Genomic DNA, 18,608 nt, shown 5'->3' with positions numbered 1-18,608 from the left:
GTACGCCGGCGCCGGTCGTGCCGGCCGCGCCCGCGGCGACGGCACCGGCCGCGGCGCGGCAACTGGTGACGGTGACCACCGACGTGCTGCGCCTCGCCATCGACACCGAGGGCGGCAGCCTGGTGCGCGCCGACCTGCTGAAATATCCGGTCAAGCCGAAGGACATGCAGCACCCGGTGCGTCTGCTCGACGGCAGCCCGGAACGCTACTTCGTCGCGCAGAACGGCCTGGTCAGCGCGAACGCGCCGGCGCCGGACCACCGCGCGACGTTCGTCGCCGAGCAGTCCGCCTACGCGCTCGCGCCGGGCCAGCAGCAGCTCGTGGTCACGCTCACCTGGCACGATCCGGCCGGGCTCACGGTGAAGAAGCGCTACACCTTCGAGCGCGGCAGCTACGTGATCAAGCTTGCGCAGGAGATCGACAACGGCGGCACGCAGGCCTGGAGCGGCAACGCCTACCGCCAGCTGGTGCGCGTGCCGCCGCCCGAGCCGGCCAAGCACTTCCTCGAGTTCTACAACCCCGAGCGCATCAGCTACAAGGGCGCGGCCTGGTACGGCCCGGAGAAGAAGTTCCAGAAGCTGCCGTTCGGCAAGTTCGTCAAGGAGCCGCTGAACGCCGAAGCCGCCGGCGGCTGGGTGGCGATGCTGCAGCACTATTTCTTCGCCGCCTGGATCCCGAACGAGGGCGAAACCAGCCGCTTCGGCAGCGCGCTGCTCGACGAGCAGGGCACGCAGCGCTACCTGGTGCGTTCGCTGGGCCCCACCCTGACCGTCGCGCCCGGCGCCAGCGCCACCAGCGAGGCGCGGCTGTACGTCGGCCCCGAGCTGCAGAGCACGCTGGACAGCGTCGCCCCCGGCCTGTCGCTGGTGGTCGACTACGGTGTCTTCACCGTGATCGCGCAGCCGCTGCACTGGGTGCTGGCGCACCTGCATCTGCTGGTCGGCAACTGGGGCCTGGCGATCATCCTGCTGGTGCTGCTGATCAAGGCCGTGTTCTTCAAGCTCAGCGAAGCGCAGTTCAAGGCCGGCGCGAAGATGCGCAAGCTGTCGCCGCGCATCCAGGCGTTGAAGGAGCGCTACGGCGACGACAAGCAGAAGATGCAGCAGGCGATGATGGAGCTGTACCAGAAGGAGAAGGTCAACCCGCTCGCGGGCTGCCTGCCGACGCTGGTGCAGATCCCGGTGTTCTTCGCGCTGTATTACGTGCTGATGTACAGCGTCGAGCTGCGCCAGGCGCCGTTCTTCGGCTGGATCCAGGACCTGGCCGCGCCGGACCCCTACTTCGTGCTGCCGGTGCTGTACACGCTGGTGATGATCGCCACGCAGTACCTGACGCCGACCGTCGGCATGGATCCGACGCAAGCCAAGCTGATGAAGGTGATGCCGATCGTGTTCGCGGTGATGTTCGCCTTCTTCCCCGCCGGCCTGACCCTCTACTACGTGGTCAACGGCCTGACCAGCGTGATCCAGCAGTGGGTCATCACGCGGCGCATCGAAGCCGGCGACGCCAAGGCCAAGGCCTGAGTCCCGCGGCACGGCCCGATGCCGGCGTAAGCTCGCCGTCGTGAGCGAGCGCGACACCATCGCCGCCGTCGCCACGCCGCCGGGCGCCGGCGGCGTCGGCGTGCTGCGCGTGTCCGGGCCGCAGGCGCGGACGATCGCGCGCACCCTGCTCGGCCGCGCGCCGCGGCCGCGCCGCGCCCACCTCGCGACCTTCCGCGACGCCGCCGGCGAAGCGCTCGACCGCGGCCTGCTGCTGTACTTCCCGGCCCCGCACTCCTACACCGGCGAGCACGTGCTGGAACTGCACGCGCACGGCAGCCCGGTGGTGCTGGAGCTGCTGTTGCGCCGCGTCTGCGCGCTGGGCGCGCGGCCGGCGCGCGCCGGCGAGTTCTCCGAGCGCGCCTTCCTCAACGGCAAGCTCGACCTCGCCCAGGCGGAAGCCGTCGCCGACCTGATCGCCGCCGGCTCGGAGAGCGCCGCGCGCGCCGCGCTGCGCTCGCTGGAAGGCGAGTTCTCGCTGCGCGTGCGCGCGTTGCTGGACGCGCTGACGCGGCTGCGCGTTCACGTCGAGGCGGCGATCGACTTCCCGGAAGAAGAGATCGACTTCCTTGCCGATCCGGCGATCGCCGCGCAGCTCGCCGCGCTGCGCGAGGGGCTCGCCGCGCTGCTGGCGGAGACGCGTCGCGGCGTGCGCCTGGCCGACGGCCTGCACGTCGTGATCGTGGGGCGCCCCAATGCCGGCAAGTCCAGCCTGCTGAACGCGCTGGCGGCCAGCGAACGCGCGATCGTCGCCGACATCCCCGGCACCACCCGCGACGTGCTGCGCGAGCGCGTGCAGCTCGACGGCATCGAGCTGACCCTGGCCGACACCGCCGGCCTGCGCGACAGCGGCGACGTGGTCGAGCGCGAGGGCGTGCGCCGCGCGCGCGCCGAGCTCGAGCGCGCCGACCTCGCCCTGCTGGTCAGCGACGCCGCCCGCGCCGAGGTCGACCGCGCCCTGCTGGCAACGCTGCCGGCGGAGGCCGCGCGCGTCGTGATCGTCAACAAGATCGACCTCGACGGCGCCGCGCCGCGCCGCGAGACGCGCGGCCGCGACACGTGGCTGTGGCTGTCGGCGCTGAGCGGCGCCGGCCTCGAGCTGCTGCGCGAGGAGCTGAAGCGCCGCGCCGGCTTGGGCGAAGGCGCGGCCGGCGCGTTCAGCGCGCGCACCCGCCACGTGCTGGCGCTGGAGCGCGTCGCCGCCCACCTCGAGGGCGCCGCGCTGACGCTGGTCGAAACCCGCGCCGGCGAACTGGCCGCCGAAGAGCTGCGTCAGGCGCAGCACGCGCTCGGCGAGATCACCGGCGAGTTCAGCAGCGACGACCTGCTCGGCGCGATCTTCGCCAGCTTCTGCATCGGCAAGTGACGGGCGCGCGCCGCGGCGCGCTCAGGCGAAGTGCTCGGCGCCGACCGGCACGCTGTCGGCGCGCATGAAGTGCTCGTGCAGGTACTTCTCGCCTTCGTCGCAGAACAGCGTCACCACCGTCTTCAGCTCGGGATGGCGTTCGCGCACGCGCTTGGCGGCGAGCAGGTGCGCGCCGGAGCTGGGCCCGCAGAACAGGCCGTAGCGGCGCGCGAGGTGGGTCATCGCCTCGACCGCGTCGGCGCTGGACACCGACAGCACGTCGTCGATCAACGCCGCGTGGCGCTGGAAGATGCCGGGCACGAAGCCGTCGGAGATGCCCTCGATCTGGTGGGTGGCGATCTCGCCGCACAGCAGCGTGCACGATTCCGACGGCTCCATGGCGAACAGCCGCACGTTCGGGTTGACCGCGCGGAACGCCTGGCCGACGCCGATCAGCGTGCCGCCGGTGCCGACGCCGGCGACCAGCGCGTCGGGCACGCGGCCGTCCGGCAACTGCGCGAGGATCTCCGGGCCGAGGATCAGCCGGTTTTCCTCGACGTTCCACTCCGACTCGAACTGGCGCGGGCAGAAGTAGCCCGGCTGCTGGCCGAGCGCCTGCGCCTTGGCCAGCGCGTCGTTGACGTGGAAGCGCCCGCAGAACAGGATCTCGGCGCCGTAGGCGCGCGAGATCGCCACGCGCTCGCTGGACATGCCTTCCGGCATCACCACCAGCATGCGGTAGCCCTTGACCGCGGCGACCATCGACAGCGCGTTGCCGGTGTTGCCGCTGGTCGCCTCGACGATGGTGTCGCCGGGCTTGAGCAGGCCCTCCTGCTCGGCGCGCTCGATCATGTAGGCGGCGATGCGTGCCTTGATCGAGCCGGACGGATTGAGGAATTCGAGCTTGGCGTAGACGCCCTCGACTTCGAGCAGCGGCGTGTCGCCGATCGCGTCGAGGACGTTGCGGGAGACGGTGGTGTAGCGGGTCGGCATGGCGTGGGGGATCCGTGGCTTCAGCGCGGCGCGGCGCCGTGGGCGTGCTGCATCATGGTGTCGAGCGCGAGCGTCGAATGCGCGTAGGCGCCGCCGGCGCGCATCTCGGCGGCGACCCAGATCGCCTCCATCAGCTCCTGCTCGCTGGCGCCGTGCCGCAGTGCGGCCTCGGTATGGCCGCGGATGCAGTACGGGCACTGGGTGACGTGCGCGACGGCGACCGCGATCAGTTGCTTCATCTTGACCGGCAGCGCGCCCTCGGCGAACACCTGCGCGCTGAACGCCTTGAAGGCGTCCAGCGTCTGCGGCGCCAGCTCGCGGCGCTTGCGCGCGATCTCGGGACCGGACTGCGGATAGACGGGATGTTCCACGATGGTTCCTCCTCGGGGATCGTTGCGCTCAGCGCCGCGTCGTCGCGCCGCCGAGCGTCCACGGCGGCGGGTCGCTGGCGGGGAAGCTCTGCTCGAGCGCCTCGTCGATGCGGCGCTCGCGTCGCCGCGCGTCGCCGTGCGCGGCCTTGGCCGCGCGCGGGTGGACCGCCGCGCCGATCACGGCGCGGTGCGGATGGCGGACCTGCAACAGGTGCAGCGGGGACAGGGACATGATGGTCGACCTCCTGGCGTTCGCGGGGAAGCCGTGGCGGCGCGGGGCGCGCGGCGCGCCGCGCCGGGGCTGCGCGCGGGACGGGTCCTGCAGATGATGCGCCCGTCCGCGCACGGCTTCAAAGGCCGGCGTTGTTGCGTTCGAGCACGCGTTCGGCGCGGTAGCTCGAGCGTACCAGCGGCCCGGCCACGGCCTCGACGAAGCCCTTCGCCAGCGCGCGATCTCGGTAGGCGCGGAATTCGTCGGGGGTGACGAAGCGCTCCACCGGCAGGTGATGCTCGGTGGGGCGCATGTATTGGCCCATGGTCACGATGTCGACGCCCGCGGCGCGGATGTCGTCCAGGGTGCGCTCGATCTCGTCGTCGGTCTCGCCGAGGCCGAGCATCAGGCTGGTCTTGGTCAGCGTGCGCGGCGCGTGGCGCTTGGCGAAGGCCAGCACGTCCAGCGTCTGCGCGTAGCCGGCGCGCGGGTCGCGCACGCGGTGCGTCAGCCGCTCGACCGTCTCCAGGTTCTGCGCGTAGGTGACCACGCCGGCGTCGAGCACCGCGGCGACCGCGGCGTGGTTGCCGGCGAAATCGGGGGTGAGCGCCTCGACCGCGGTCTGCGGCGCGCGCGCGTGGATGGTGCGGATGCACGCGGCGTAGTGCGCGGCGCCGCCGTCGGGCAGGTCGTCGCGGTCGACCGAGGTCAGCACCACGTACTTCAACTGCATCAGCGCGACCGCGTCCGCCACCTGCATCGGCTCCAGCGGATCCAGCCAGCCGTGCGGATTGCCGGTGCTGACCGCGCAGAACTTGCAGGCGCGCGTGCACACCGAGCCCATCAGCATCATCGTGGCGGTGCCGCGGCCCCAGCATTCGGCGATGTTGGGGCAGCGCGATTCCTCGCACACGGTGTGCAGCTTGTGGCTGTGCACGATGTCGCGCACCGATTCGTAGCGCGCGCCGGTCGGCAGGCGCACGCGCAGCCAGGGCGGCTTGCGGCCGACGTCCGGCGTGCCGGTGTTGGCGTTGGGGCGGATGCCGCCCTTGACTGCGCGCACGCCCTCGGGCGTGACGAACTTGGCGCCGTTCTTCGGCGCGGGGCGCGGATCTTCACTGGACATGCGTCAGGGTCGCCTGCAGTGGTTGGTGTGGATGCAGCGCTCAGCCGCCGCCGGCGCGGCGCACGCGTTCGAGCGCCTCGCGGTAGCGGCGCTCGATCACCGGATTGTTGGGGCGCGGCGGCTCTTCGCCGGGCACCGGATCCTGCAGCACGTAGATCGTGCCGCAGTACGGGCACTGCGCGCGCCCGCTCTCGTGGATCGACAGGTAGACGCGCGGATGGCCGTTCCACAGGCTGGCGTCCGGCGTCGGGCAGGACAGCGGCAGGTCGTGCCAGGTCACCTGGCGCACGGGCTGCGCGGCCGGCGTGTCCAGACCGGCGCCGGCGTCGGTTCTCGGGGTTCTTCGGTACATGGGGAGTCTCAGCGTTTCAGCAGCGGCAGCTTGTCGGGCACGCCGTCCCAGCGCTTGGCGTCCTCGAGCGCGGGAATGCGCGCGTCGATCACCGGCCACTGCGGCGCCAGTTCGGCGTTGAGCTGGATGTAGCGTTCCTGGCCTTCCGGGACGTCGTCCTCGGCGAAGATCGCTTCGGCCGGGCACTCGGCGACGCACAGCGTGCAGTCGATGCACTCGTTCGGGTCGATCACGAGGAAGTTGGGGCCCTCGTGGAAGCAGTCGACCGGACAGACCTCGACGCAATCGGTGTACTTGCAGTTGATGCAGTTGTCGGTGACAACGTGCGTCACGACGCCCTCCTGAGGACGGGGTGGGGCCCGCCTCGCAGCGGGCAGTGTGGCGTGTGCGCGGCGGCAGCGCCCTGACATGCGTCAAGCGCGCGCCGACCCTCGGCGCGCACGGTTCCCGGCGCTTGAATGCGCGCGCCGCGCCCCGACCTTGAGCCGGGTTCCGCACCGCGCGCCGCGGGTTCCCGCCGAGGAGAGCAGCATGATCGACCTTTACTACTGGCCGACGCCGAACGGCCACAAGATTACTCTGTTCCTGGAAGAAGCAGGCCTGCCCTATGCGATCAAGCCGGTCGACATCCGCAAGGGCGAGCAGTTCAAGCCGGAATTCCTGAGGATCTCGCCGAACAACCGCATGCCGGCGATCGTCGACGCCGCGCCCGTCGGCGGCGGCGCGCCGCTAGGCGTGTTCGAGTCGGGCGCGATCCTGCTCTACCTCGCCGAGAAGACCGGCAAGTTCCTGCCCGCCGACGCGCGCGGCCGCTTCGAGGCGCTGCAATGGCTGTTCTGGCAGGTCGGCGGGCTCGGCCCGATGCTGGGGCAGAACCACCACTTCGCGGTGTACGCGCCGGAGAAGATCCCCTACGCGATCGACCGCTACGTCAACGAGACGCGGCGCCTGTACGGCGTGCTGGACAAGCGCCTTGCCGATCGCCCGTTCGTGGCCGGCAACGCCTACACCGTCGCCGACATGGCCTGCTACCCGTGGATCGTGCCGCACGAACGCCAGGGCATGGACCTCGCCGACTTCCCGCACCTCAGGCGCTGGTTCGACGCGATCGCCGCGCGCCCGGCCACGCAGCGCGCCTACGCCCGCGGCGAGCCGTACCTGAACGCGCAGCCGTTCAGCGAGGAAGAGCGCCGCGTGCTGTTCGGCCAGGCGAAGACTGCCTGAACCGCAGCCGCGCGGCACGCCGCCGAAGCTTGGCGGCGCGGCGCGCGGCGCGCTTTAATCGGCACTTCCGCTCGAGGAGGTTCCGATGCGCGCCCTGCTGCTCGCCGGCCTGATGACCGTCGCCCTGCCCACGATGGCGGAAAAACTCACCATCGACCGCATCTACTCGGATCCCGGACTGAGCGGGCCGACGCCGCGCGGGCTGAAGATCTCGCCCGACGGCACGCGCGTCAGCTTCCTGCGCGGCAGGGCCGAGGACCAGAACCAGCTCGACCTGTGGGAATACAGCGTCAAGGACCGCAGCACGCGCCTGCTGGTCGATTCGAAGAAGCTGGAGCCGGAAGGCGAGCAGCTCTCCGACGCCGAGAAGGCGCGCCGCGAGCGCGCGCGCACCGCCGGCCTGCACGGCATCCTCGACTACCAGTGGTCGCCGGACGGCGCGAGGCTGCTGTTCCCGCTGAACGGCGAGCTGTACCTGTACGACCTCGCCGCGCCCGCCGCCAAGGCGGTGCGCAAGCTGACCCGCGGCGGCGGCTTCGTGCTCGACCCGAAGATCTCGCCGAAGGGCCGCTACGTGTCGTTCGTGCGCGACCAGAATCTCTACGTGATCGACCTCGCCAGCGGCAAGGAGACGCGCCTGACCCACGACGGCGGCGGCACCGTGCACAACGGCGAGGCCGAGTTCGTCGCGCAGGAGGAGATGGACCGCCGCACCGGCTACTGGTGGGCGCCGGACGATTCGCTGATCGCGTTCGAGCGCTACGACGAAGCCGACGTGCCGGTGGTGCGCCGCTTCGAGATCTACGCCGACCGCACCGACGTGGTCGAGCAGCGCTATCCGGCCGCGGGCGATCCCAACGTGCGCGTGCAGCTCGGCCTGATCGCGCCGGGCGGCGGCCAGCCGCGCTGGGTCGACCTCGGCGCCAATCCCGACATCTACCTCGTGCGCGTCGACTGGACGCCGGCCGCGAAGGGGCTGAGCTACCAGCGCATGGCGCGCAACCAGCAGCGGCTCGACCTGCAGCTCGTCGACACCGCCACGCTGCAGCAGCGCACGCTGCTCACCGAAACCAGCGCCACCTGGATCAACCTCAACGACGACCTGCGCTTCCTCGACGGCCAGCAGGCCTTCGTCTGGGCCAGCGAGCGCACCGGCAGCAAGCACCTGTACCTGTACGGGCTGGACGGCAAGCTGCTGCACCCGCTCAGCCGCGGCGCCTGGAACGTCGACGGCGTGCTCGGCGTCGACGAGAAGGCCGGCCGCGTCTACGTCGCCTCCAACAAGGACTTCGTGCCGGACAAGCAGATCTACGCGCTGAAGCTCGACGGCAGCGACGCCGACGCGCCGCAGCGCATCAGCAAGCGCGACGGCTGGCACGAGGCGGTGTTCGCGAAGGGCGGCACGTTCTACGTCGACACCTTCAGCGATCCGAAGACGCCGCCGCAGGTCGCCGTGCATGCCGCCGACGGCAAGTTCGTCGCCTGGATCGAACCGAACGCGCTCGACGCCAGGCACCCGTACGCGCCCTACCGCGACAGCCACGTGCTGCCCGAATTCGGCACGATCACCGCGGACGACGGGCAGACGCTCTACTACCGCCTGTACAAGCCGCTCGGCTTCGATCCGGCCAAGCGCTATCCGGTGTTCGACACCTTCTACGGCGGTCCCAACGCGCAGCTCGCCACGCGCGGCTGGACGGACATGTTCGCCGAGTACATGGCGCAGCACGGCTACGTCGTGTTCACGCTGGACAACCGCGGCATGGCGCGCCGCGGCCGCGCGTTCTCCGACGTGATCCACAAGCAGCTCGGCGCGGCGGAAGTGGCCGACCAGGTCGCCGGCATCCGCTGGCTGAAGGCGCAGCCGTGGGTGGACGGCAAGCGCATCGGCACGTTCGGCTGGAGCTACGGCGGCTACATGAACCTGATGATGCTGGCCAAGGATTCCGCCGACCTCGCCGGCGGCGTGTCGGTCGCGCCGGTCACCGACTGGCGCCTGTACGACACCTTCTACACCGAGCGCTATCTCGGCACGCCGCAGCAGAACCCTGCCGGCTACACGCGCAGCGCCGTGTTCGCCTGGCTGGACGGCCTGACCGCGCCGCTGTTCCTCGCCCACGGCATGGCCGACGACAACGTGCTGTTCGCCAACTCCACGCGGCTGATGGCCGAACTGCAGCGCCGCGGCATCCCGTTCGAACTGATGACCTACCCCGGCGGCAAGCACGGCCTGTCCACGCCGGAGATGAAGAAGCACGCCTACCGCGCCATCGCCGCGTTCTTCGACGAAAAGGTGAAGGGCGAATGCGGCGCGCAGTGCGTGGCGGCGCAAGCCGTGCCGGCAGCCGCGAAACCCGCGAAGGCCAAGCCGGCCGGCAAGCCGAAAACAAAGGCGGCCGCGACCAGGCCGTGAGCATCCCGCGGGCAGCACGTAGCGTGCGCTCCGCGCACGATGCCTTGCACACGCGCATAGCGCACGCTGCGCCGCGTAGGATTCGGTGAGTGCAATGAACCGCATCTCTCCGCCGCGCACCATAGGACGATGCGGTTCACTGCGCTCACGGCATCCTATGCCCCTGCCCTGAGGAATTTAGGGCGGAACCGGCGCAGCCGGCTTCACCGCGGTTCAACTGCCGCCCGACGTCCTAGTTTTGGGAGGCCGTAGAACCAGTGCATTGATACTTTGCCGTAACCAGGGTGCGCACGCAGCCGCCGTATCCATCGTGAGCCTGGCATGTAGAAACTGTTCCGCCAAAGGGTTCAGCGCTCGAATAGCCCCAGGCTCTACATCTGTCGCGTGCGGTCGCCGCACCCTGCGCCCATTGAACCTGGGGCTTCTCGAACATTCCGTATTCAAACGAAAGCTCAACTACTCCGTCTGCGCGACTGCCGCCTGTAGCTTGCAACGTTTTCACCGTGGTGCATCCCGCACCAGCCACTGCAATAACGCTGCACATGATCAAAGCGCGAAGATCCATTTTTGCTTCCCCCCTGTCCATATTTGGCAGAACGGTGGAGCAGCGAACACTTGCTGCACACCTCCGACACAGATCACCAAGCACAACGGCTATCAGCCTGAGTAAGATGATCTGCAGCGGCAGAACCTAACCACGACATAGCACAAAGTCAAAGTGTTCGCCGCGCGCATCAATACGCAATTGATACGCGGGGGCGTATAAACACGAACTGCTCAAAACCGCCCGGCGCGGTAATCGTCGATGGCCTGCATGATCTGCTGCGGCGTGTTCATCACGAACGGGCCGTACTTGGCGACGGGCTCGTTGAGCGGCTTGCCGGCGACCAGGATCAGGCGCGCGGCCGCCTCGCCCGCCTCCAGCGCGACGGTCCCGCCGGCGCTCAGCACGCCGAGTTCGTAGTGGTCGAGCGTCACGCCGCCGATCGTCACGCCCGCGCCCTCGAACACGAACGCGAACGCGTTGTGTGCCGCCGGCAGCGGCACCTCGATGCGCGCGTGCGGCGCAAGCGCGAGATCGAGGAACACCGGCTCGGTGGCGACGCCGCCGACCGGTCCGCGCGCGCCGGCCAGCTCGCCGGCGATCACGCGCGCGTGCACGCCGGGCGCGGGATCCACCTCGGGGATGCGCTCGGGCGCGATGTCCTGGTAGCGCGGCGCGGTCATCTTGTCCTTGGCCGGCAGGTTCACCCACAGCTGGAAGCCGCGCATCTCGCCGTCCTCCTGCTCGGGCATCTCCGAGTGCACGATGCCGCGGCCGGCGGTCATCCACTGCACGCTGCCGGGGCCGAGCAGGCCGCTGTTGCCCTGGTTGTCGCCGTGGCGCATGCGCCCGGCCAGCATGTAGGTGACGGTCTCGAAGCCGCGGTGCGGATGGTCCGGGAAGCCGCCGATGTAGTCGGCGCCCTTGTCCGAGCCGAACGCATCCAGCATCAGGAACGGGTCGAGCGTGTCCAGCGCGGGCTGGCCGATCACGCGCGTCATCTTGACGCCGGCGCCGTCGCTGGTGGGCATGCCGCGGACGCGGCGGACGATGGTGCGGGTAGTCATGGCGCCCTCCTCGGGCTGCGGAATGCGCTCAAGATGCGACCGCGCGGGCGTGGAGGGAATAGCGCGGCAGGGGATGCAGCGTTCGCGCGACGATACCAATGGACGCATCGGGCTCCCAGGAGCGAGACCGTTCGGCAAACGCCGCCTGCGGCGGCGTCCCTCTCACCCCGACCCTCTCCCCGCGGGGGAGAGGGAGACAAGCAGAAGCGCGCCCGCGGGATCCCTGTGCGTGCGGCGGCCATAGCCCCGATTGCGCGTACCGACTTCCGGTTTCCGAGTCCCGAGTCCCGAGTCCCGCCCTCAATGCACCCAGCGCCCGCCGCGTCGGCGCGGCTGGTCGCGGAACACGCTGGCGGAGGCGCCGCCGCCGGCGGTGCGCTCGCGCTCGGTGGGCGTGTGCACGCGCCAGTACTGCGCGACCGCGCCGACCGCCTGCGGGATCTGCGCGAGGCATTCGTCGTATTCGGCTTCGCTGAGCTTTTCGAATTCGGTGTCGCCGGACAGCACGCCCTCGTCCACCGCCAGCGCCATGATCGGCGTCAGCAGCTCCATCAGCTCGGTGTCCTCGCCGAGGCGCGCTTCCCAGATCGCCGCGCGCAGGTCGATGCCGCGGCTGAAGCCTTCGCACCAGCCGGCGGCGGTCAGCGCGGTGCCGTTGTCGCGCTCGACTTCGCCGAGGATGGGCTCGTAGGCGTCCATGTCCAGCTCGGCGGGGATCGAGTCGTTGAGCTTGGCCAGCAGGGCGAGGATGCGTTCGCCCTCCGCCTCGCTGGCGAACGGCGCGTGCAGCACCTCGGGCAGCCACTCGTCCGGCTTGGCCGGCTCGGGCCCGATCGCCAGCGCGGTCAGCAGGCCGTGCACGCCGTCCAGCAGCAGGTCGTCCTCGCCGGCGTGGCCGCGCAGGAACTGGTCGAGTTCGTCCAGTTCGGCGTCGCCGAGGGATTCCAGCCAGGTGGGATGTTCGTCGGTCATGGGGCGATTTCAAGCAGCGCCGGGGCGTGGTCGGAAGGCCGCTCCCAGGCACGCGGCGTGCGGTCGATGGCGGCGGCTTGCAGGCTCGGCCTCAGCGCCTCGCTGGCGAGGATCAGGTCGATGCGCAGCCCCATGTTGCGCCGGAACGCGCCCTGGCGATAGTCCCACCAGCTGTAGTGGCCGGCGTCGTTCACGAAGTGGCGGAAGCTGTCGACCAGGCCCAGCGCGAGCATGCGGCGCAGCGCCTCGCGCTCGGGCGTGGAGCACAGCACCTGCTCGCGCCACGCCTCGGGATCGTGCACGTCGCGGTCGTCCGGCGCGATGTTGAAGTCGCCCAGCACGACCAGCCGCGGATGGCGTTGCAGCTCGTCGGCGAGGAACGCGGTGACCTTCTCCAGCCAGTCCAGCTTGTAGGCGAACTTGTCGCTGCCGACCGCCTGGCCGTTGACCACGTACAGGTTGACGATGCGCAGGTCGTCGACCGTCGCGGCGAGGATGCGCCGCTGCGCGTCGTCGAGGCCCGGGATGTCGGTGAGCACGTCGCGCGGCGCCTCGCGCGCCAGCAGGGCGACGCCGTTGTAGGTCTTCTGCCCGCTGAACGCGCAGCGGTAGCCCAGCGCCTCGAGCGCGGCGCGCGGAAACTTCGCGTCCTCGAGCTTGGTTTCCTGCAGCGCCAGCACGTCCGGCCGGACCTCGCGGCACCACTGCTCCACGTGCGGCAGGCGCACGCCGAGCGAGTTGACGTTCCAGGTGGCGATCTTCATCCGGCTTATTGTAGGGCGGGCCTGGAAGGGCGCGTCACGCGGCCAGGCCGTAGCTCTTCAGCAGCGCGTCGGGCGTCGGCGCGCGGCCGCGGAACTCGACGAAGCTCTCCAGCGCCGGCCGGGAGCCGCCGACGGCGAGGATGCTGCGGCGGAAGGCGTCGCCGGTGGCGCGGTCGAAGGTGCCGGCCTCCTCGAATTTCGCGAACGCGTCCGCCGACAGCACTTCCGCCCACAGGTAGCTGTAGTAGCCGGCCGCGTAGCCGCCGCTGAAGATGTGGGTGAAGGCGTGCGCGAAGCGCTGCCACGCCGGCGGATGCAGCACCGCCACCTCGCGGCGCACCTCGTCCAGCAGTTGCTGCACGCGCGCGCCCTGCGCGGGGTCGTATTCGAGGTGCAGGCGGAAGTCGAACAGGCCGAACTCGAGTTGGCGCACCAGGAACAGGCCGGCGTGGAAATGCCGCGCCGCGTGCATGCGCTCGAACAGCGCCTGCGGCAGCGGCTCGCCGGTCTGCCAATGGCGCGCGAACAGGTCGAGGCTCTCGCGCTGCCAGCCGAAGTTCTCCATGAACTGGCTGGGCAGCTCGACCGCGTCCCACTCGACGCCGTCGATGCCGCCGACCGAGGGCAGGTCGACCTCGGTCAGCATGTGGTGCAGGCCGTGGCCGAACTCGTGGAACAGGGTCAGCACGTCGTCGTGGGTGAGCAGCGCGGGCACGCCCTCGGTGGGCGGCGCGAAGTTGCAGGTCAGGAACGCGACCGGCAGCTCCAGCGTCTCGCCGTCGCGGAAGCGCGCGCGGCAGACGTCCATCCAGGCGCCGCCGCGCTTGCCGGCGCGCGCGTACAGGTCGACGTAGCAGCCGGCGATGGTGCGGCCGGCGGCGTCGCGCACGTCGTAGTAGCGCGCGTCCGCGTGCCAGACCTCGACGCCGTCGCGCGGCACCAGGCTGACGCCGAATGCGCGCTCGGCCACGCCGAACAGGCCGTCGATCACCGCCGGCAGCGGGAAGTACGGCTTCAGCTCCTCCTCGTCGAGGTCGTAGCGGTGCTTGCGCAGCTTCTCCGCGGCGTAGCCGATGTCCCACGGCTCCAGTTCGGTCAGGCCGAGTTGGTCGCGGGCGAATTCGCGCAGCTCGGCCAGCTCGCGCTCGGCCACCGGCTTGGCGCGGCGCACCAGGTCGCGCAGGAAGTCCAGCACCGCCTGCGTCGACGGCGCCATCTTGGTGGCCAGCGATTCCTCGGCGGCGTTGGCGTAGCCGATCAACTGCGCCGCCTCGTGGCGCAGCGCGAGGATCTTCCCGATGCGCTCGCCGTTGTCGAACTTGCCGGCGTGCGGGCCCTGGTCGGAGGCGCGCGTCTGGTAGGCCCAGTACACGCGCTCGCGCAGCGCGCGGCTGTCGGCGTAGGTCAGCACCGCCTGCACGCTGGGCTGCTTCAGCGTGACCAGGAAGCCTTCGAGGTCGTGCTCCCTGGCGTACTGGCGCAGCACGGCGCGGCCGGAGGCGGGGATGCCGGCGAGGTCGCGCTCGTCGGTGACGTGCTCGTGCCAGGCGTCGGTGGCGTCCAGCACGGCGTTGGAGAATTCGGTGGAGAGCTTCGCCAGTTCGTTGGCGATCGCCTTGAAGCGCGAGCGCGCCGGCTCCTCCAGCGCGACGCCGGCCAGGCGGAAGTCGCGCAGCGCGTGCTCGACCAGGGTGCGCGCGGCGCGCGGCAGCGCGGCGAAGTCGGGGCGTTCGGCGACGGCCTGCACCGCCGCGTACAGCGCGCGGTTCTGGCCCAGCTCGGTGCCGAAGTCGGTGATCGCCTCCAGCGCGCTGGCGTAGGCCTCGCGCAGCGCCGGCGAATCCTGCACCGCGTGCAGGTGGCCGACCGGCGCCCACGCGTGCGCCAGGCGCTGCTCGAGGCGCTCCTGTTCCAGCATCACGTGGGCGAAGTCGCGCGGCGCGCCCTCCGCGCACAGCGCCTCGGCGGCGGCGCGGTAGTCGGCCAGGATCGCGTCGATCGCGGGACCGACGTGTTCGGGGCGGATCCGCGCGAAGGCGGGCAGGCCGGATTCGATCAGCAGGGGATTGAAGGCGTCCATGGGCGTGGCATGTTCCGATGTTCCAGCAGCGTGGCGGCGCCGCGCGGGGAAATCAAGCGCACCGTTGGCCGCGCGGCGCGCTTTCACTAGCATGGGCGGAATGAACCTCGCCGGCCCGCCCGACATCCGCGAACTGCTGCGCAAGACGCAGGTGTTCGCCCACCTCGATGACGCGCAGCTCGACGCGCTGGCCGGCGAACTGGCCTGGTTCAGCCTGCCCGGCGGGCAGACCCTGTTCGAGGCCGACGTGCCGCCGGATGCGCTGTACGTGGTCCGCACCGGCAGCCTCGGCGTGTTCCATCCGCCGGTCGAGGGCGGGCCGCCGCGGCTGGCGGGCGTGCGCAGCCCTGGGCAGACGCTGGGCGAATACAGCCTGATCACCGACCGGCCGCCCGGCGTCAGCCTGCGCGCGCTGCGCGATTCCGAGCTGCTGCGGCTGCCGCGCGACGGCTTCGATCGCCTGGTGCGGCGCCACCCGGAAGCGATGCTGGGCGCGGCGCGCATCGCCGTGCAGCAGGCCGCGATCCGCGCCACCGACCGCGTGGTCAGCGCGCCGCGCACCTTCGTGGTGCTGGCGTTCGACGGCCAGGTCGATGCGCGCGGCGTGATCGCGCAACTGCGCCACGCGCTGCTGCCGTTCGGCGACTGCGCGGTGATCGACGCCGCGCTCGGCCACGGCCGCAGCAGCGAGTGGTTCGCCGAGCGCGAGGCCGAGTCGCGCTTCGTGCTGTACCTCGCCGACGGTCCGGCGGAGTGGCGCCAACTGTGCGTGCGCCAGGCCGACGCCTTCCTGTTGCTGGTCAACGCCGGGCGCCGCGCCGAGGCCTGGCCGGAGGCCGGCCCGATCAACCCGCGCCGGCCGCGCTTCCGCGCGCGCCACCTGCTGCTGCTGCACCCGGACGGCCGCATCCTGCCCGGCGCGGCGCGGCGCTGGCTGGACCGGCTGCCGGCGGCGCGCCATCACCACGTGCGCGGCCCGGCCGACATCGCGCGCGTGGCGCGGCTGATCAGCGGGCGCAGCACCGGTCTGGTGCTGTCCGGCGGCGGCGCGCGCGGCTTCGCCCACATCGGCGTGGTGCGCGCGCTGCGCGAGGCCGGCATCGCCATCGACGCGGTCGGCGGCACCAGCATCGGCGCGATCATCGGCGCCGGCGTCGCCTGCGACTGGAGCGACGCGGCGATGCTGGCCAACTACCGGCGCGCGTTCGTCGACGGCAAGCCGCTGCACGACTGGACGCTGCCGTTCGTCGCGCTGACCCGCGGCCGCCGCACCGGCCTGCTGTTGCGCGAGGCGTTCGGCGCGCACGACATCGAGGACCTGCCGATCCCGTTCTTCTGCCTGTCCGCCGACCTCACCGGCGGCCATCCGGTGGTGCACCGCGAGGGCCCGCTGTGGCTGTGGCTGCGCGCCTCCAGCGCGATTCCCGGCGTGCTGCCGCCGGTGCTGCACCGCGGCCACGTGTTCGTCGACGGCGCGGTGATGAACAACCTGCCGGTCGACGTGCTGCGCGAGGACGGCCTCGGCGAGATCGTCGCGGTCGACATCGGCGCCGACGACGTGCTGCGCGCCGACGTCGAGGAGTGGGAATCGCCGCCGTGGTGGCGGCTGGCCGCGCAGCGCTGGCGCCACCGCGCGGCGCCGCGGCGCCCGGGGTTGATCTCGCTGCTGCTGCGCGCCGGCATGATCAACGCCGAAGCGGCCAGCGCCGGCCGCCGCGCCGCGGCCGACCTGCTGCTGCGCCCGTCGCTGGGCAGCGTGCAGCTGCTCGACTGGCGCAACTACGAGCACATCGTCGAAGCCGGCTACGCCTACGCGCGGCCGGCGCTGGCCGAGGCCGGCATCGCGTTCAGCGGGTGAGGAAGCGCACGATGCGCTCGGCCAGCCCGCGGTAGGGCGGCCGCATCAGCGCCATCGACGACCAGCGCGCCTGGCGGAACACCGGCTTCTGCTTGCTGAAGGTGAGGAAGCCGGCGTGGCCGTGGTAATGGCCCATGCCGGACGGGCCGACGCCGCCGAACGGCAGCGCTTCCTGCGCAAAGTGCAGCACGGTGTCGTTGAGGCACACGCCGCCGGCCACGGTGGCATCCAGCACTCGCTCGCTGCGCGCGCGGTCGCGGTCGAAGTGGTACAGCGCCAGCGGGCGCGGCTGCGCGTTGACGTAGGCGAGCGCCTCGTCGAACGTGTCGTAGGTGAGCACCGGCAGGATCGGCCCGAAGATTTCCTCCTGCATCACGCGCATGTCGTCGCGCACGCCGAGCAGCAGGGTCGGCGCGAACACGCGGCGTGCGGGATCGTGCGCGCCGTCGTCGGGAAGCATCAGCGCCTGCGCGCCCTTGGCGCGCGCGTCCTCCAGCAGCGCGGCCAGCCGCGCGAACTGGTGGTCGCCGACGATCGAGCTGTAGTCGGGCGAATCGCGCAGGCCGGGGTAGCGCGTCGCCACGTAGGCGCGCATGGCGTCGACGAAGGCGTCGCGCGCGGCTTGCGGCAGCAGCACGTAGTCGGGCGCGACGCAGGTCTGCCCGGCGTTGAGGAACTTGCCGGCGGCGATGCGCGCGGCGGCGGTGTCCAGCGGGTAGCCCGGCGCGATGATCGCCGGCGACTTGCCGCCCAGCTCCAGCGTCACCGGGGTCAGGTTGCCGGCGGCTTCCGTCATCACCTTGCGGCCGATCGCGGTCGAGCCGGTGAACAGCAGGTGGTCGAACGGCAGCGCGGCGAACGCCGCCGCCACTTCCGGCCCGCCCAGCACGGTGGCGACGCGCTCCTGCGGGAACACCGCGGCGATCAGCTCGCGCAGCAGCTCGGCGGTGCGCGGCGTGTGCTCGGACGGCTTCAGCATGACGTGGTTGCCGGCGCCGAGCGCGTCCACCAGCGGAATCAATGCCAGGTTGACCGGGTAGTTGGACGGCGCGATCACGCCGACCACGCCGAGCGGCTGGTAGCGGATCTCGCAGCGCGCCGGCCAGAACAGCCAGTCGGCCAGCACGCGCTTCGGCCGCATCCAGCGGCGCAGGCGCCGGCGCACGTAGTCGATCTCGGAGAGCACGGTCATGCCGTCGCTGAGCAGGCTCTCGTGGCGCGAGCGGCGGCCGAAGTCGGCGCTCATCGCCGCGGCGAAATCCTCCAGCCGCGCCTTGAACGCGGCGCGCAGGCGCGCCAGGTCGTCCATGCGCTGCGCGTAGTCGGGCGTGCGCGCGCGCCAGGCGTCGCGCTGGCGCGCCAGCAGCGCGCGCAGGTCGGCTTCGGAGACGGGGGTGTCCATGCGCGTCGGCCTCGCGATGCGGGATACTAGGATGCTCTGCCAGTCGCCGTGAAAGCGCAATGTCTTCGATTCGACCGTACAAGGGCGTGTGGCCGCGCATCGCCGCGTCGGCCTACGTCGATCCCGCCGCGGTGGTGATCGGCGACGTCGAGCTGGGCGAGGACGCCTCGGTGTGGCCGGGCGCGGTGATCCGCGGCGACGTGCACGCCATCCGCATCGGCGCGCGCACCAGCGTGCAGGACGGCGCGATCCTGCACGTCACCCACGACGGCCCCTACTCGCCCGGCGGCGCGCCGCTCACGATCGGCGCCGACGTGACCATCGGCCACGGCGCGATCCTGCACG

The 18,608-nt window shown here is 71.3% G+C and carries 15 protein-coding genes and 2 pseudogenes; 6 read left to right on the top strand and 11 right to left on the bottom strand.

What is annotated here, in order from left to right; translation table 11 throughout:
- Together yidC and mnmE are read left to right on the top strand one after the other, a co-directional pair.
- Positions 1-1,523: membrane protein insertase YidC (gene yidC / locus ABFC67_RS06910; RefSeq protein ID WP_346737256.1), on the top strand; the 1,523-nt coding region annotated here is incomplete at its 5' end.
- A 40-nt stretch (positions 1,524-1,563) separates the two neighbouring features.
- On the top strand, positions 1,564-2,907 hold the full coding sequence (gene mnmE, locus ABFC67_RS06905) for a tRNA uridine-5-carboxymethylaminomethyl(34) synthesis GTPase MnmE (RefSeq protein ID WP_346737255.1): 1,344 nt from the start codon (positions 1,564-1,566) through the stop codon (positions 2,905-2,907).
- 21 nt (positions 2,908-2,928) lie between these two features.
- On the opposite strand, the gene ABFC67_RS06900 is transcribed toward mnmE, so the two are convergent.
- From ABFC67_RS06900 to fdxA, 6 genes and pseudogenes are all read right to left on the bottom strand, one after another.
- Positions 2,929-3,879, bottom strand: a complete 951-nt coding sequence (locus ABFC67_RS06900; RefSeq protein ID WP_346737254.1) for a cysteine synthase family protein — start codon at positions 3,877-3,879, stop codon at positions 2,929-2,931.
- Positions 3,880-3,899: 20 nt separating this feature from the next.
- Positions 3,900-4,250, bottom strand: a complete 351-nt coding sequence (locus ABFC67_RS06895; protein WP_346737253.1) for a carboxymuconolactone decarboxylase family protein — start codon at positions 4,248-4,250, stop codon at positions 3,900-3,902.
- 28 nt (positions 4,251-4,278) lie between these two features.
- Positions 4,279-4,482, bottom strand: coding sequence for a hypothetical protein (locus ABFC67_RS06890; protein ID WP_346737252.1), 204 nt, complete (start codon positions 4,480-4,482; stop codon positions 4,279-4,281).
- A 118-nt stretch (positions 4,483-4,600) separates the two neighbouring features.
- A complete protein-coding gene (gene lipA / locus ABFC67_RS06885) occupies positions 4,601-5,587 on the bottom strand; it encodes a lipoyl synthase (protein WP_346737251.1) in 987 nt (328 codons plus the stop codon).
- A 139-nt stretch (positions 5,588-5,726) separates the two neighbouring features.
- A pseudogene (locus ABFC67_RS06880) lies at positions 5,727-5,900 on the bottom strand (zinc-finger domain-containing protein); the annotation flags it as partial.
- A 47-nt stretch (positions 5,901-5,947) separates the two neighbouring features.
- Positions 5,948-6,271, bottom strand: coding sequence for a ferredoxin FdxA (gene fdxA, locus ABFC67_RS06875; protein WP_346737250.1), 324 nt, complete (start codon positions 6,269-6,271; stop codon positions 5,948-5,950).
- Between the two features lie 199 nt (positions 6,272-6,470).
- Between fdxA and ABFC67_RS06870 the strand changes: the two genes are divergently transcribed.
- Together ABFC67_RS06870 and ABFC67_RS06865 are read left to right on the top strand one after the other, a co-directional pair.
- Positions 6,471-7,163: a glutathione binding-like protein gene (locus ABFC67_RS06870; protein ID WP_346737249.1), complete on the top strand. Its 693-nt coding sequence runs from the start codon at positions 6,471-6,473 to the stop codon at positions 7,161-7,163.
- Between the two features lie 85 nt (positions 7,164-7,248).
- On the top strand, positions 7,249-9,576 hold the full coding sequence (locus ABFC67_RS06865) for a S9 family peptidase (RefSeq protein ID WP_346737248.1): 2,328 nt from the start codon (positions 7,249-7,251) through the stop codon (positions 9,574-9,576).
- 777 nt (positions 9,577-10,353) lie between these two features.
- Here ABFC67_RS06865 and ABFC67_RS06860 read toward each other — a convergent pair.
- The 4 genes from ABFC67_RS06860 to ABFC67_RS06845 all read right to left on the bottom strand — a co-directional run bounded on the left by ABFC67_RS06860 (position 10,354) and on the right by ABFC67_RS06845 (position 15,003).
- Complete coding sequence (locus ABFC67_RS06860; RefSeq protein ID WP_346737247.1) at positions 10,354-11,187, bottom strand: pirin family protein; 834 nt, start codon at positions 11,185-11,187, stop codon at positions 10,354-10,356.
- Between the two features lie 300 nt (positions 11,188-11,487).
- Positions 11,488-12,159 carry a YecA family protein gene (locus ABFC67_RS06855; RefSeq protein WP_346737246.1) on the bottom strand — a complete coding sequence of 224 codons (672 nt, stop codon included), beginning with the start codon at positions 12,157-12,159 and terminating at the stop codon, positions 11,488-11,490.
- Positions 12,156-12,923, bottom strand: coding sequence for an exodeoxyribonuclease III (gene xth / locus ABFC67_RS06850; protein ID WP_346737245.1), 768 nt, complete (start codon positions 12,921-12,923; stop codon positions 12,156-12,158). The genes ABFC67_RS06855 and xth overlap by 4 nt, the downstream gene beginning before the upstream one ends.
- 34 nt (positions 12,924-12,957) lie before the next feature.
- Positions 12,958-15,003 carry a M3 family metallopeptidase gene (locus tag ABFC67_RS06845; protein ID WP_346737244.1) on the bottom strand — a complete coding sequence of 682 codons (2,046 nt, stop codon included), beginning with the start codon at positions 15,001-15,003 and terminating at the stop codon, positions 12,958-12,960.
- A 100-nt stretch (positions 15,004-15,103) separates the two neighbouring features.
- On the opposite strand from ABFC67_RS06845, the gene ABFC67_RS06840 reads away from it, so the two are divergent.
- The gene (locus ABFC67_RS06840) at positions 15,104-16,861 is read left to right on the top strand and encodes a patatin-like phospholipase family protein (protein ID WP_346737243.1); all 1,758 of its coding nucleotides are present in this window, start codon (positions 15,104-15,106) and stop codon (positions 16,859-16,861) included.
- Here the strand turns inward: ABFC67_RS06840 and ABFC67_RS06835 are convergent.
- The gene (locus ABFC67_RS06835) at positions 16,851-18,263 is read right to left on the bottom strand and encodes a coniferyl aldehyde dehydrogenase (RefSeq protein WP_346737242.1); all 1,413 of its coding nucleotides are present in this window, start codon (positions 18,261-18,263) and stop codon (positions 16,851-16,853) included. The genes ABFC67_RS06840 and ABFC67_RS06835 overlap by 11 nt on opposite strands.
- A gap of 59 nt (positions 18,264-18,322) precedes the next feature.
- Between ABFC67_RS06835 and ABFC67_RS06830 the strand changes: the two are divergent.
- Positions 18,323-18,608 (top strand): annotated as a pseudogene (locus ABFC67_RS06830) (gamma carbonic anhydrase family protein); the annotation flags it as partial.

Source organism: Mizugakiibacter sp., from assembly GCF_039680435.1.
In the GTDB taxonomy this organism is placed as follows: Bacteria; Pseudomonadota; Gammaproteobacteria; order Xanthomonadales; family Rhodanobacteraceae; genus Mizugakiibacter.
The sequence above is the reverse complement of the archived record's forward strand: the minus strand, read 5'-3'. Positions and strand labels throughout refer to the sequence as shown.

Excerpts from the sequence above, each read along its gene's own strand:
- ABFC67_RS06900 (WP_346737254.1), bottom strand. The coding sequence starts at position 3,879 with ATGCCGACCCGCTACACCACCGTCTCCCGCAACGTCCTCGACGCGATC.
- ABFC67_RS06890 (WP_346737252.1), bottom strand. The coding sequence starts at position 4,482 with ATGTCCCTGTCCCCGCTGCACCTGTTGCAGGTCCGCCATCCGCACCGC.
- lipA (WP_346737251.1), bottom strand. The coding sequence starts at position 5,587 with ATGTCCAGTGAAGATCCGCGCCCCGCGCCGAAGAACGGCGCCAAGTTC.
- ABFC67_RS06870 (WP_346737249.1), top strand. The coding sequence starts at position 6,471 with ATGATCGACCTTTACTACTGGCCGACGCCGAACGGCCACAAGATTACT.
- ABFC67_RS06865 (WP_346737248.1), top strand. The coding sequence starts at position 7,249 with ATGCGCGCCCTGCTGCTCGCCGGCCTGATGACCGTCGCCCTGCCCACG.
- ABFC67_RS06860 (WP_346737247.1), bottom strand. The coding sequence starts at position 11,187 with ATGACTACCCGCACCATCGTCCGCCGCGTCCGCGGCATGCCCACCAGC.
- ABFC67_RS06855 (WP_346737246.1), bottom strand. The coding sequence starts at position 12,159 with ATGACCGACGAACATCCCACCTGGCTGGAATCCCTCGGCGACGCCGAA.
- xth (WP_346737245.1), bottom strand. The coding sequence starts at position 12,923 with ATGAAGATCGCCACCTGGAACGTCAACTCGCTCGGCGTGCGCCTGCCG.
- ABFC67_RS06845 (WP_346737244.1), bottom strand. The coding sequence starts at position 15,003 with ATGGACGCCTTCAATCCCCTGCTGATCGAATCCGGCCTGCCCGCCTTC.
- ABFC67_RS06840 (WP_346737243.1), top strand. The coding sequence starts at position 15,104 with ATGAACCTCGCCGGCCCGCCCGACATCCGCGAACTGCTGCGCAAGACG.
- ABFC67_RS06835 (WP_346737242.1), bottom strand. The coding sequence starts at position 18,263 with ATGGACACCCCCGTCTCCGAAGCCGACCTGCGCGCGCTGCTGGCGCGC.